This window comes from Sporocytophaga myxococcoides DSM 11118, from assembly GCF_000426725.1.
Classification (GTDB): domain Bacteria; phylum Bacteroidota; class Bacteroidia; order Cytophagales; family Cytophagaceae; genus Sporocytophaga; species Sporocytophaga myxococcoides.
Map to the genome: position 1 here is coordinate 77,331 of NZ_AUFX01000006.1, position 14,727 is coordinate 92,057.

Genomic DNA, 14,727 nt, shown 5'->3' on the forward strand with positions numbered 1-14,727 from the left:
CTGATGGAGAAGGACTTTGATTCATCTAAGAAATAAGTTTTGCAGCGAACCTTCATCTCCGCTAGCGAATTCTCACTCTTGAAAATTTAATTGCATCCATTCTATATCCTCCTTCTAATAAAGAATTATCTCTCCCCTTGCTAGTTTATACATAAAATAAAAAAGCCTTGTCTAAGGACAAGGCTTTCGGTTTTAGGGTTACTTTTTGACAAAAAAATAAAATCTACTTAGACAATTAATCTACATTGTCATGAAGAAACTTATTGTTTCCTAGAATTTCATTATCATCATTCAAATTGAACCTTGAAATGTTTCTTTCAGAAGAATGAGGGTAATCCTGAAGATTTACATTCTTTCTCATATAAGCAGGAACATCCAGCTTCTCTTTGAACTCATCAGGATTCATGGATGTATTCATGCTGCTAAGTCCCTTCAGCTTCTTGATTCTCTCATTAGCCTGTTGCATAAGCTGCTTCTTTTTTTCTTCCTCATAAAATGAATCCTCGTTAGTTTGAGGCTTCTTCATATCGAAAGAATGATATTTTGGAGTATCTTCTGTTTTCTTCGGTCCTTCAAAGTATGATTCTGTATTTCTTCTATCATCCTGAAAATCATAACTTCTTTCAGGAGATTGAGATTTCTGATTGTCAAATTCAAAAGACAACATCTCTCCCTGATTCCTTCTAACATTGTTTTGATTCACAGGTGGCTGCGGATCTACCCTGTTAACAGGAGGAGTTGTAAACTGCTGAGTTGGCAAAACTTCACGCTTTGCAACGTTTATCTGACGCTCTGATTCAAGATCAATAACTGTTTTTTTTACCGGTACAAACTCCTTTTCATGGAAGCCAGTAGCAATAACAGTAACACGAATCTGATCTCCAAGAGCTGCGTCGATACCTTCTCCGAAAATAACTTCAGCATCATCACCTGCTCTTTCTTCAATGTAGTCTGTGATTTCAGTAAGCTCATCCATGGTAAGCTGAGCCTGATCCCCGGACATAATTGAAAGAAGGATCTTCTTAGCACCGTGAATGTCTGTGTTATTAAGCAACGGTGAAGACAACGATTCTTCAGCTGCACGTCTTGCTCTGTTTTCACCACCCGTAACGGCTGATCCCATTACTGCTGCTCCAGAGTTCGACATTACAGTTTTAACGTCTTCAAAATCTACGTTCACTTCACTTGTTACAGTAATGATCTCTGCTATACTTTTTGCAGCATTGGTTAGGACATTATCAGCTTGTGCAAATGCATCTCTGATTGCCAGGTTACCATATATTTCTCTTAACTTATCATTAAGAATAATAAGCACCGTATCGCAATACTGCTTTAATTCAGCAATACCATGATCAGCCTGAAGTCTTTTCTTTTTACCTTCAAAAGAAAACGGAACTGTTACTATAGCAACAGTAAGTATATCCATTTCTTTAGCGAGTTTTGCAATAACAGGAGCAGCTCCTGTGCCAGTACCACCACCCATTCCGGCAGTGATGAAAAGCATTTTAGTATTATTGCTTAAAAACTCGCGGATTTCTTCTTTACTTTCAATAGCAGCATTCTTGCCTTTCTCAGGATTTGCTCCAGCTCCCAGTCCGTCAGTAAGGTTGACTCCTATCTGAATCTTAGTAGGCACAGGGCTTGCCTTTAATGCCTGAACATCAGTATTACAGACAACAAATTCGACGTCTTTGATGCCCATGCCATACATGTGATTGACAGCATTACTTCCCCCACCACCAACACCAATAACCTTGATGATGGACTTATGATGACTGGGTAAATCGAACTTATAAGAAAGCTGTGACATAATGCTTCTATTAAGAGTTATATTGATTACTTTGAATTATAATTACTTAAACTTAAACAATCAGGTATTATTACAAAATTAATAATTTTCTTTTTATTAATAATCACCTTTATCATCAAGATCATCAATCAGAAGACCTTTTGTTCTGTCAATGATTCTCTTTAAAAACTGAGTACTGTTATCTTCTTTTTTCTTCTGTTGATTCACATGCTTTCCGGTTGAATCCATTTCCATATATCTGTTTTCCCTGTCATCAATCGCACGGAAACCAGCCAATACAAGACCTACAGAAGTTGCATACATAGGGCTCTTTACTGCTTCTATCTTGCTCTTTCCAAGATGCTCGTTAGGATAACCTATTCTTGCATCCATCCCAGTCATGTATTCAAATAGTTGCTTTACATTTTGAAGTTGAGAACCACCACCTGTGATGACAATACCTCCGGCAAGCTTACCTTCATATCCAGAACAGATGATTTCAGAATGCACCAACTCAATGATCTCCTCCATTCTTGCCTGAATGATGTGAGAAAGATTTTTTATGGAGATCTCTCTCGGAGGTCTATTTCTCAAACCCGGTATTGAAACGATTTCATTACCGTTTGCTTCTTCAGCCATAGCTCTTCCGAACTTGATCTTCAAAAGCTCCGCCTGGTTCTGCATTACATTGCAGCCCGACTTGATATCAGATGTGATAATATTTCCTCCGAAAGGAATTACTGCTGTATGGCGAATTATACTATCATGGAATATAGCGATATCTGTTGTTCCGCCTCCAATATCAACCAATACTACACCAGCCTCTTTTTCTTCATCACTTAAAACCGCTAGACTTGAAGCCAGAGGCTCAAGAATCAGGTTATCAATTTCCAGGCCAGATCTTAACACGCATTTATTGATATTGCTGATAGCATTTGTCTGAGCAGTGATTACATGAAAATCAGCTTCCAGTCTTATGCCAGTCATACCAACAGGATCTTTAATTCCTTCTTCATAATCAACAACATAATCCTGAGGCATCACGTGAATGATCTCACAACCAAATGGCATGACAGTTTTGTACATGTCATTAGTAATTCGGTTGATATCTTCAACGGTGATTTCATCATCAGTGGTCTGACGTGTAATGCTGCCATGGTGCATGGAACTTTTAATATGTTGCCCGGCAATCCCGACATTTACCACTTTTATATCTATACCTGATGCTTCCTCTGCTTCTTTAATAGCTTTGGTTATAGCATTTACTGTGGTATTAATATTAGTTACCATCCCACGTATCACACCTTCGGAAACCGCTTTTCCCATTCCGAGAATTTCCAGTTTTCCGTATTCATTCTTGCGGCCCACTATTACACAGATTTTGGTTGTACCAATATCCAGACCGACTACTATTTTATCTTTTTGCATAGGATGTAAAAAGTAATAATATTATTCACAAATAATTTGATCCTTGAATTTAAGATTCACTTTGTTGTAAGAGTTCCATCCTTTTGTCGGAAGAATCTCTTTGTAAAAAATCTTCAGCCTCTTGAATTTATTCTCCACCTCTTCCGGTTTACCAAACAATATCAGTTGGTCTCCGATCTGAGTATACATTGAAATGTCTCCATTTCTCTCCACTGTCAGCTGAGTAATTTGTGCTTTCCAGAATTTATCCTGATCCAGAAAATTTATCAGATCAAGATATGGCTTGCCTTCTTCAGACTCGAAAAATTCTTTCTTCGTTAGTTTAGCAGAACCTGATCCATCTATCAGTAATACTCTTGCAGTAAAATCATCTGAAGTTGAAAGTGTATTACCTGAACTCCCGATATATGCATGCGGTCCGTCCGACTGCACAACTCTTGCTACTGGCCTGCACTGGCTCACTTCAACAGTTAGATTGCCTTTGAGATCTTTATATACCTCTGCTTCTTCTACAAATTTATGACTTTTTATTCTCAATTCAAGCGTTTTAAGATCAATATCATTATACGAAGCACCAATAATACGATCTGTTCCGTTCTTTGATATCAGGTCTAATACTTTTTCTTCTGTCACAAAATAATTGTCATATTCATAATCGATATGAACATTGATAGCTTTTATCTCTTTGTCTGCCTGCTTTTTCTCAACAAAGCTGATAAGCGTGAAAAGCACTATGGATCCGAGGATATAATAAACCTTCCTCTTTATCCTGAAACTATTAATGACCGGCTTCTTTTTCAAGTAAGTTTTTTATTGGTTCTATAAACTGATCTATATCTCCTGCTCCGATAGTAACAAGTATATCAGTATCTGTTGACTCAAGAGTTTTCATCAGATCTGACTTTGCAACTACCTTTTTCTCTGTCAGATTTATTTTGTCAAGTAAAACGGAAGAAGTTATTCCCGGTATCGGCAACTCTCTTGCAGGATATATTTCAAGAAGAATTAACGCATCAGGTATTGACAAACTTTCTGCAAATCCATCCATAAAATCTCTCGTCCTAGAAAAAAGATGAGGCTGAAAAATTGCAGTTACCTTTTTATCTTTATAAATCTCCTTCACAGCACTGAGAAATGCTTTGATTTCTGTTGGATGATGTGCATAGTCATCTATGTACGTTATCTTTTCAGATCTATATATATAATCGAAACGGCGCTTTACTCCTTTAAACTCCTTTAATGCACCTTTAATTGTTTCGGCTGATATTCCTAACTGAAGGCCAACTGCGAAAGCTGCAACGGAATTTTGAACATTATGATCACCAGGAACACCTAAAGCAATATTGGTTATAATTCCTGCAGGTGTTTTAAGATCATAGATATAATATCCGTTTTCAATTCTTTTATTGAAAGGAGAAAAATCAGAACCAGCTTCTCCGTAAGAATTTAAAGTTCTGCTTTTATCAATTTTTCTTACAGGACAACTACCTTGAGCAAAAACAACACCATTGCTCTTCACTTGGCCCGCAAACTGATTAAATGTATCGACAAAATCTGCTTCGTCCTTATAAATATCAAGATGATCAGGATCCATTGCTGTGATGACTGCAATAGCCGGACTTAACCTTAAAAAAGATCTGTCATACTCATCCGCTTCAACTACCATTACCTGCTCACCAGCATTCTTGTCTCCAACCAGAAGATTTGATTTATAATTCTGAGTGATTCCACCTACAAATGCAAATACATTTTTGCCTGCATATTTAAGTATGTGGGCAACCATTGAAGAAGTGGTTGTCTTGCCATGCGTGCCGGCAATTGCAACAGTAAATACCTTTTCAGTTATTTTTCCGAGAATCTCAGATCTCTTCCACAATTGTCTTCCCTGAGCTTTGAAATAATTAAGCTCTTTATGGTCAGCAGGAATTGCAGGTGTGTAAACGATGAGTGCATCATCTATAAAGTCCAGAGGGATAAGTTTAACGTCATCCTCATAGTGAATGAGCATTCCTTCAGCTTCAAGCTGTTCGGTAAGAGGAGTTCTGGTACGATCATACCCAGCTACGTGGTATCCGCTTCCACGAAACCATCTTGCCAATGCACTCATACCAATACCGCCTATACCAATAAAGTAGACGTTGCTAAACTTTTCCAATTTCAAACTATTATAAAAATATCTGCTTTACTCTTTTTAAAAATCTTAAGATTCTTAAAACTTATAACTTAAAAGGACCTCATCCTAAATCCTTCTCCTGAAGGAGAAGGACTTCATTGACTGCCAGAGTCTGAATCAATCCTTTGTCTTACTACTTTTTACTTTAAGCTTTAGACTTTGAACTTTAAGCTTTCAGCTTTTCGCTTCAATTATCCTGATCACCTCTTTTGCTATATTCACGGCAGCATCAGGCTTTCCAAGTGTTCTGATATTCTGCGAAAGCTCCTTTTGTTTGTTGAGATCTTTCAGTAAATCCAATGCAGCAGGTACCATTTTTTCAGAAGCTTCAATGTCTTTCACCATAACTGCTGCATTCTTTTCTACCAGAGCCATTGCATTTTTGGTCTGATGATCTTCTGCAACATTTGGCGAAGGAACCAGCACTGCTGGTTTACCCACAAGGCAAAGTTCAGAAATAGAGAGCGCTCCAGCTCTTGAGATCACGATATCTGCAGCCGCATAAGCCAAATCCATTCTGCTGATAAACTCAAGCACTTTCACATCCGGATTATTTTTCTGTCCTGCTTCCTCTTTCATTTTCTGAAAGTAGAACTTTCCCGTTTGCCAGATAACCTGAACTCCACTTACTTTTAACTCATCTATCTTTGCAAGTATGCTGTTATTCAAGGTTCTGGCTCCAAGACTTCCACCTATTACTAATATTACAGGTTTCCCCTCCTGAAGATTGAAATATGAAAAGGCTTCCTGTTTTTTACTTTCAAAATCAAGAATATCCTTTCTTACCGGATTGCCTGTAAGCTCCAGCTTGTCACCAGGAAAGTATCTTTCCATTCTTTCATACGCTACACATATCTTGCTTGCACTTTTTGCCAGCAATTTATTGGTAACACCTGCATAAGAATTCTGCTCCTGGATCATTGTAGGGATTTTTTTCCAGTTAGCAGCAAATAACAAAGGCCAGCTTGCATAGCCACCCACTCCTATTGCAATATCAGGTTTAAATTCACTTATAATTTTTCCTGCATTCCAGATACTTGAAATGATCTTTACAGGAAACAATAAATTATCTACTGTTAATCTTCTCTGAATTCCGCTGATCCACAAACCTTCTATCTTATAACCTGCAGCAGGAACTTTCTCCATCTCCATCCTGTCTTTTGCTCCCACAAATAGAATTTCGGTAGAGCTGTCGATCGCTTTCAGTGCATTCGCAATAGCTATAGCAGGATAGATATGGCCACCAGTGCCACCTCCGCTAATGATTACTCTATACGGTTTGTTTTTTGAGGGCATTTTTTGATTCAAAGTTAGTTTCTGAAATATCTCCTCTGCTTACACTTAATATAATTCCCAGCGAAATTCCTGTAAATAATAATGAGGTCCCCCCCATACTCAATAACGGTAATGGCTGACCAGTAATAGGTCCTAAGCCAACTGCTACACCCATATTGATCATAGCCTGTATAACCAGACTAAATGCAAGACCTGCTGAAAGCAAGCCACCGTAAGCTCTTTCACTGTTTGAAACAGTAAGCATTGCTCTATATAATAATGCTAAATATAAAAACAGCACTAAAAATGCTCCTACAAATCCATACTCCTCTATTATAATAGAATAGATAAAGTCAGAATAACTATGAGGAAGAAAATCTCCCTGAACACTTTGTCCCGGGCCTTTTCCAAAGATCATCCCGGTAGCTATTGCCTTATAAGACTGTTCTGCCTGAAAAGGAATTTCTTTTGAAACAAAGAAAAATTCTAACCTACTAATTGCTGTTTCTAACCTTTGCCCCAACTTCAACGCAATGGTACCACAAACACCTCCTACCAAAACTAGCATCGCTAGGAACTTAAACGGAACTCTTCCTATGAACATCAATAAAAGACAAGTGCTGAACAAAAGAACTGCAGTTGACAAATTAGACAAAGCTATCAACCCACATATTAACCCGCTCCACAAAACTATTGGTATAAATGACTCCTTGAAATCATCAATATTAGCCTGTCTCTTTGCAAGCATACTTGCCAAATTGGCAATTAACGCAAGTTTAGCAAAGTCTGAAGGCTGGAATGACTGGTTAATAACAGGAATAATAAACCACCTGCTTGCACCATTGATATCACCACCTTTGAAATAAGCAAATACAAGTAAAGGAATGCTTAACCAAAGACCCAGCTTGCTTAATTTCGAATAATACTTATAATCAATTTTATGAGCAACCCACATACAGGCAAGACTCATAAATACTAAAAATGAATGCTTAAATAAATAATGTTCTGTATCACCTTTCATCATTTTATAAGCCAAACTACCTATAGCACTATATACCACGAGGATACTTATAAATGAGAAGCACAGTATTATCCCCCAGATCACAGGATCTCCTTTTAAGTTCTTTTGTAACCAGGCTTTTACCATATTCAATTAATTCTTTATAACTTCTTTTTTTAACTCAAGCACCTGCGCCTTAAACTTCTCTCCTCTATCTTCATAGTTTTTAAACAGATCAAAACTCGCGCAGGCTGGAGAAAGTAAAACAACATCTCCTTTATTCGCCAATGCAAATGCCTTTTGAACGGCATCCTTTACATTGTCTGTATCTTCAAGCTTTTGAATTTTGCCCGAGAAAAACTCAACTAATTTTGAGTTATCTTTTCCCATACAAACCAAAGCTTTCACTTTATCTTTTACCAACTGCTCAATCTGTCCATACTCATTGCCTTTATCCAAACCACCTGCTATCCAGATAAGCGGCTCTGTAAAGCTATCCAAAGCATAGAACACCGAATCAACGTTTGTCGCTTTGGAGTCATTTACAAACTTTACTCCATTGATTTCACCAGCATCTTCCAGACGATGTGACGCATTTTTGAAATCAGACATTGCCTCAACAAACTTATCCTCATCAAGACCTATGGCCTTTGCAGCAAGCGCAGCAGCCATTATATTGACCATATTATGCTTACCTTTTAATGGTAGCTTGTTCACTGGCAAAGTAAAGTCATTCTTATTAAAAGAGAACTTAAGATCCGCCCCAGACTGACATGCTCCTTCGCTTTCCTTTTCGGAAAGAGATACAGAAAGCAACTGAGGATTTAATTCTCTTGTCTTTAACTGTTCTGAAATAACAGGGTCATCAGTGAAAGTGATAAAATAATCGGAGCTTGTTTGATTCTGTAAAATCCTAAATTTGGAGTTTACATAATTTTCAAACTTATACTCATATCTGTCCAGATGATCAGGAGTAATATTCAGAAGTATTGAAACATGTGCTTTAAATTCAAACATGTCATCCAACTGAAAACTACTTAATTCAAGTACATAGTACTCGAACTTATCATCAATCACTTGCTTTGCAAGACTATCGCCGATATTGCCAGCCAGACCTGTATTTACACCAAGTCTTTTAAGCAGGTGATAAGTCAGAAGCGTTGTGGTCGTTTTTCCATTGCTTCCTGTAATAGCAATGAATTTGGCATTTGTATAATAAGATGCAAATTCAATTTCAGAAATGACTTTAATACCCTTTTTCCTTATAGCTTTGATCAGATCATTCTTTTCAGGAATACCAGGACTTTTTATAATCAAATCAGCATTCAGAATTCTGGCTTCATCATGTTTTCCTTCTTCAAACTCAATTCCTTCACCAGCCAGAATAGATTTATATTTATCCGCCATCAATCCTTTGTCCGATACAAAAACTGTAAACCCTTTGGATTTCCCCAAAAGTGCTGCTCCTGTACCGCTTTCACCGGCTCCTAGTATGACGAGATTTTTTGCCATTGAAATTCTATCTAAGCTTTAATGTAGCTAATGTTAATATTGCCAAGAGAATTCCAACAATCCAGAACCTTGTAACGATCTTCGCTTCATGCATTCCTTTCTTTTGATAATGGTGGTGAAGCGGAGACATCAAGAATATCCTCCTACCTTCTCCGTATTTTTTCTTGGTATATTTGAAGTAACTTACCTGGATTAAAACGGATAAATTTTCCACAAGGAAAATTCCGCAAAGCACCGGTATTAATAGTTCCTTTCTGATTGAAATTGCCAGTACTCCGATAATACCTCCAAGAGTTAAACTTCCTGTATCTCCCATAAATACCTGAGCAGGATAAGAGTTGACCCAAAGAAAACCTATACAAGCTCCTACAAAGGCGGCGACGAAAATTACCATTTCACCACTATTAGGGATATACATGATATTTAAGTAATCAGCGAAAATTGCGTTACCGGATACATATGCAAAAATTGCAAGAGCAACACCGATAATCGCTGAAGATCCTGCAGCAAGTCCATCTATACCATCAGTGATGTTAGCCCCATTAGATACTGCTGTGATAATAAAGATTACAAGCACAACATAAAACACCCAGATAAACTGTTCTCCGAAAATTCCGAACAACTGAGAATAATCAAGCTCATTGTTTTTCAGGAAAGGGATCGTGGTGATCATTGATTTTTCATCCACAAATTTTGATGAGATCAATCCGTCTGAATTTCTAATTGCAGGATTCAGATATGTTCTTACAACTACATGATCATTGAAATAAAGCGTCAATCCTACAATAAGACCCAATCCTATCTGTCCGATAATTTTGAATTTACCCTGAAGACCTTCTTTATTCTTTTTAAATACTTTTATGTAGTCATCCAGAAATCCGATAAGTCCCATCCATACAGTTGAGATCAGAAGTAAAATCACATAAACGTTATCTACTTTTGCAAAGAGAAGTGCAGGAATCATGATGGCGGCTATGATGATGATACCACCCATCGTTGGTGTTCCCTTTTTCTCCATTTGTCCATGAAGACCTAGATCCCTGATTGTCTCGCCTATCTGCTGCCTTCTCAGAAAATTGATCATCTTAGGACCAAAAAACATGGCGATGAACAATGAGAAAATCATTGCCATTCCAGCCCTAAACGAGATGTATCTGAAAACTCCGGCTCCGAAGAAGTCGAATTCCCTTTCTAAATAATTAAAAAGATAATAGAACATTTTAGTTAAGGTTATGAATGTCCAGTTTTAAATTACTCTTAGTACCTTTTTGTGTCATATATGCAAGAATGCTAATGATCTCATTTAGCTGGTCTACACACAGATCTCCGGACCAGGTGATTGTGTGTTTCATCTGAATAAGCTTCAGCCAGTATCTTGCTTCCACTGCTTCTTTAGTTGCCACGGCTATTTTTGCCATGTAATCCTGATTGTCCAGAGCAGCCAGGGATCCCTCTACATTGCCTCTGATATTGGTTGTACTTCTAAGCAGTTTTTCTGAAATCTCAAATTCATTATTTCTGATAAGCTCTATATAAAGCTCGATAATGCTAAGAGAAAGCTTAAATGTTTTTTCAACCAATTGATCCTGTTTTTTTGCCCCAATCGTTCTCATAATTTATTTTCCTAGTAGTTGAAATAATTCCTTTACTGTTTCTTTATCATCAAAAGGATGCTTTACTCCTTTAATTTCCTGGTAATTTTCATGACCTTTTCCTGCTACCAGAAGAATGTCATTTCCTCCTGCGAGAATTATAGCGGTCTTAATAGCTTCTTTCCTGTCTGGGATTACCATCGTTTTTTTCTGATCTGTCAGGCTTACTCCTTTTTGCATTTGAGCAATAATGTCCATCGGATCTTCATTTCTCGGATTATCTGAAGTAAGAATAACCTTATCACTAAGTTTACATGCAATATCAGCCATTACAGGTCTTTTTGCCGCATCTCTGTTTCCTCCACAACCAACAACAGTAATGATCTGCTCATTACCTTGTCTCAAATCCTGAATTGTTTCCAATACATTTTTTAACGCATCTGGCGTGTGCGCATAGTCAACTATAGCTGTTATTTTTTCTCTGGATACGATCTGTTCAAAACGACCTTTAGCAGATTCAAGACTTGATAGCTCCTTCAATACTTCTTCACTGTCTTCCCCCAACAATACAGCAATGCCATATATTCCAAGAAGGTTATATGCGTTGAAGCTACCGATCAGCTTAAACCAGACATCTTTGCGATCTATCTCCAGCTCAATTCCATGAAAGGTATTGGAAATAAGCTTTCCTTTGAAATCCGCCATGGTTTTAAGACCATAGGTTTGCTTTTTGGCTTTTGTATTCTGCATCATCACCATCCCTCTTTTGTCATCAGCATTAACCAATGCAAATGCTGTCGAAGGAAGGTTATCAAAAAACATTTTTTTAGCTTTTATATACTCTTCAAATGTCTTGTGATAATCAAGGTGATCATGCGTAATATTAGTAAATGCGCCTCCTGCAAATGTAAGTCCCGAGATACGATGCTGAACAACAGAATGCGAACTTACTTCCATAAAGCAATGTGTACATCCGGTTTCCACCATCTTATGCAGCAATTGATTTAGTGTCACTGCATCAGGAGTTGTATGTGTACTGGGTATTACCTCATCGTTGATTTTATTTTCAACTGTAGAAAGCAGACCTGCATTGTACCCAAGACTTCTGAACAGTTTATGCAGAAGTGTAACTGTAGTAGTTTTACCATTTGTTCCAGTAACACCTACAAGACTCAATTTAGAAGATGGATTTCCAAAGAAATTCGATGAAACGATCCCAAGAGCTTCACTGCTGTCCTTCACCACTATATAGGTAATTCCATCGCGCAAAAGGGAAGGCATCTCTTCACATATGATAGCACTTGCTCCTTTGTCAATTGCTATATCAATGAACTGATGACCATCTGCCTGAGTACCTTTTACAGCAACAAAGAGAGTTTTCTCTTTTACCGTGCGGGAATCCATGGTTATATAACCAATCTCAGTATCCGTAATTCCGGAAACAGAGACAAGTGATACCTTGTAGAGTATGTCTTTTAAAATAGCCATTATTCAAGTTCGATATAAATGGTACTACCTTTAACAATTCTGGCTCCCGGGGGCATTGATTGTCTGGTCACCCTTCCATGCCCTACATGTCTAACCCTCAATCCGGCATTTTCAAAAACATAATATGCATCTCTCAACGTTAGGCCCATCCCGTCCGGAACAGCTCCTTGCACCAATTCCTTCTGCTGCCACATCACAGCATTGTTTACAGCTTTAGCCATAACCCACTCATCAGCTTCTTTGAAAGAGTGGTTGGAAATTCCTAACTCGTTGCACAAGTAATTCAGATCTTCATGATAACCACCCTTGATAACAGGGAAAACTCCAATCTCCGGACTTACTTTACTCCTTGCAATAGGTTGGTGTAAATCAAGATCAGTAGCATAAATTTTATCTGCTACTTCCTTAAAAACAGGAGCGGCAACGTCGCTTCCGTATTTTTTATATCCCTTAGGACTATCGATAACAACAATGCAACTGTATTTAGGTTTATCTGCTGGGAAATATCCGGCAAAAGAGCAATAATAATCCTTTATATATTGACCATTCTTAATTTTCTGAGCAGTACCGGTCTTTCCGGCAATCTTATAGATTGTATTGTTGATATTATTTGCAGTTCCTCTTTCAACCACTCCCTCCAGCATTTTTTTAACTTTAGCGAGTGTGTTATCCGAACATATTTTTTCCCTTACAACTTCAGTCTCATAAGCCTGCAAAGTCTTGTCCGCCAATTTTGTTTCTTTAACAATTATCGGCTTTATCATCTTACCATTGTTTGCTACCGCATTATACAACATAAGCGTTTGCAATGGAGATATTTTTAATTCATATCCTATTGACATCCATGGAAGGGAAATTCCGCTCCAACTTCTGTCTGTTGGCTTTTTAATAAAAGGTTTAGCTTCTCCATGCATTTGAAATCCTATTGGATCTGCTAATCCTAATGAATGGATATAATCAATGTACTTTTGAGGATTAAGACCGAAATGTTCGTTCACCTTTCTGCTTATCCCTATGTTTGAAGATTTTTCAAAAGCCTCCTGAAAAGTTATTGTTCCATAACCTTCAGGTTTTGAATCGGTCATCAACCTATCGTAGAACTCGAAAGTACCGGTTCCTGTTTCGACACTGTCTTCCAACTCAATATTGGAGTCCTCAAACAAAGCAATTACAGAAGCTAATTTGAATGTTGACCCTGGATCAGTCAACCCTTGGTTTCCAACTGCATAATTATAATTCTCTGCATAAACACCAGGTGCTTGTTTCCCCAAATTAGCGATAGCTTTGATTTCACCGGTTGCCACTTCCATCAATACCACACAGCCATAATCAGCATCGTGTGCAGTAAGGTGTCTCAATAAAGAAGACTCGGCAACATCCTGCATGTTGATATTGATTGTAGTCTGAATATCTATCCCTTGCTTAGGTCTGACTTCGGATTCATCGTGCATTGGTTTCCACACTCCACCGGCAATTTTCATAAACAACGCCTCTCCGTCAGTTCCTCCAAGATCCCTATGGAATGAATATTCCAGACCAGCTCCCTTATTGTCTTCATTGATAAAACCAACAGTTCTCATAGCCAGGTAAGAAAAGGGTCTGAATCTTTTATCTACCTTTTCAAATATTACCCCACCTTTTGATCTCCCTTCCCTGAAAATAGGCCAATTAGCCATTTCTTTTTTTGCCTGGAAATTGATCATCTTTCTGTTTATAACCAGATATTGCTTATGACTCGCTCTGGCATCCTGAATTTTTCTTTTGTATTCCAGACTTGACTTATCCTTGAAAAAAGCAGAAAGAAATCTTGAAAGAGAATCTATTCCATTTTTGAATACTTTATCATCCGCAATCCTTGGATCTATGGCGACTTTATAAAAAGGCAATGAAGTAGCAAGCAAGCTCCCGTTATCTGAATAGATATTTCCTCTTGTTGCTTTTACTTTTCTGAATTGCACTAGATTTTCGACGGCAAGCTTTCTCCACTTATCCCCGTCAACAAACTGGATATATAAAATTTTTCCGATGATAGCGAATGAGAATAACAGAATGACAAGAAATGCCACTCTTACTCTCAATACTATGGATCTTTTAATATTCACCGTCTTTTAAAATAATTTTATATGGTGGTACTGAACTTTCTTCTAATCCTATCTGACTTACCTTTTTCGCAACTTCTGACTGTTTGCTGTAATACATTAAGTCAGCCTTCAATGTGGTATAATCAGCTCTAAGATCATCTACTTCTGCCTTCAGCTTTCCCATTCGTCTTACTGTCTTGTCCGAATAGTGCGTATTACCGATGTAGAAAATGATTATACCAGTTATATAAAGTACATATGGCAGATATTTTACAGGTAAGCCCTCCTCAAAAATCTTATCAATCTTGATGGCATTGCCCATCATAGAAAACAGATTTTTCTTTTCTTCCCTTTGCTGATTCTGTTGTTTAGGAGTATTTTCTGCCATC

General features: G+C 37.7%; 12 protein-coding genes. All 12 read right to left on the reverse strand.

The window, feature by feature from the left end:
• Window positions 1-235 precede the first annotated feature (235 nt).
• A complete protein-coding gene (ftsZ, locus tag K350_RS0108855; RefSeq protein ID WP_028979602.1) occupies window positions 236-1,810 on the reverse strand; it encodes a cell division protein FtsZ in 1,575 nt (524 codons plus the stop codon).
• A gap of 96 nt (window positions 1,811-1,906) precedes the next feature.
• Window positions 1,907-3,217: a cell division protein FtsA gene (gene ftsA, locus K350_RS0108860; protein WP_028979603.1), complete on the reverse strand. Its 1,311-nt coding sequence runs from the start codon at window positions 3,215-3,217 to the stop codon at window positions 1,907-1,909.
• A gap of 21 nt (window positions 3,218-3,238) precedes the next feature.
• Window positions 3,239-4,018, reverse strand: coding sequence for a cell division protein FtsQ/DivIB (locus K350_RS0108865; RefSeq protein ID WP_051312999.1), 780 nt, complete (start codon window positions 4,016-4,018; stop codon window positions 3,239-3,241).
• The gene (murC, locus tag K350_RS0108870) at window positions 3,996-5,372 is read right to left on the reverse strand and encodes a UDP-N-acetylmuramate--L-alanine ligase (RefSeq protein WP_342665040.1); all 1,377 of its coding nucleotides are present in this window, start codon (window positions 5,370-5,372) and stop codon (window positions 3,996-3,998) included. Before murC ends, K350_RS0108865 begins: the two co-directional genes overlap by 23 nt.
• Before the next feature lie 192 nt (window positions 5,373-5,564).
• Window positions 5,565-6,686: an undecaprenyldiphospho-muramoylpentapeptide beta-N-acetylglucosaminyltransferase gene (murG, locus tag K350_RS0108875; RefSeq protein ID WP_028979606.1), complete on the reverse strand. Its 1,122-nt coding sequence runs from the start codon at window positions 6,684-6,686 to the stop codon at window positions 5,565-5,567.
• Window positions 6,661-7,812 (reverse strand): FtsW/RodA/SpoVE family cell cycle protein, encoded by a 1,152-nt coding sequence (locus K350_RS0108880; RefSeq protein WP_037574850.1) that lies wholly within the window; start codon window positions 7,810-7,812, stop codon window positions 6,661-6,663. Before K350_RS0108880 ends, murG begins: the two co-directional genes overlap by 26 nt.
• A gap of 6 nt (window positions 7,813-7,818) precedes the next feature.
• Window positions 7,819-9,177, reverse strand: a complete 1,359-nt coding sequence (gene murD / locus K350_RS0108885; protein ID WP_037574853.1) for a UDP-N-acetylmuramoyl-L-alanine--D-glutamate ligase — start codon at window positions 9,175-9,177, stop codon at window positions 7,819-7,821.
• A gap of 7 nt (window positions 9,178-9,184) precedes the next feature.
• Complete coding sequence (gene mraY / locus K350_RS0108890) at window positions 9,185-10,396, reverse strand: phospho-N-acetylmuramoyl-pentapeptide-transferase (RefSeq protein WP_028979609.1); 1,212 nt, start codon at window positions 10,394-10,396, stop codon at window positions 9,185-9,187.
• Window position 10,397: 1 nt separating this feature from the next.
• Window positions 10,398-10,790, reverse strand: coding sequence for a four helix bundle protein (locus tag K350_RS0108895; protein WP_037574856.1), 393 nt, complete (start codon window positions 10,788-10,790; stop codon window positions 10,398-10,400).
• Between the two features lie 3 nt (window positions 10,791-10,793).
• On the reverse strand, window positions 10,794-12,257 hold the full coding sequence (locus tag K350_RS0108900) for a UDP-N-acetylmuramoyl-L-alanyl-D-glutamate--2,6-diaminopimelate ligase (protein ID WP_028979611.1): 1,464 nt from the start codon (window positions 12,255-12,257) through the stop codon (window positions 10,794-10,796).
• Complete coding sequence (locus K350_RS0108905; protein WP_028979612.1) at window positions 12,257-14,359, reverse strand: penicillin-binding protein; 2,103 nt, start codon at window positions 14,357-14,359, stop codon at window positions 12,257-12,259. The genes K350_RS0108900 and K350_RS0108905 overlap by 1 nt, the downstream gene beginning before the upstream one ends.
• Window positions 14,349-14,726 (reverse strand): FtsL-like putative cell division protein, encoded by a 378-nt coding sequence (locus K350_RS0108910; RefSeq protein ID WP_028979613.1) that lies wholly within the window; start codon window positions 14,724-14,726, stop codon window positions 14,349-14,351. Before K350_RS0108910 ends, K350_RS0108905 begins: the two co-directional genes overlap by 11 nt.
• Between the last annotated feature and the right edge of the window lies 1 nt (window position 14,727).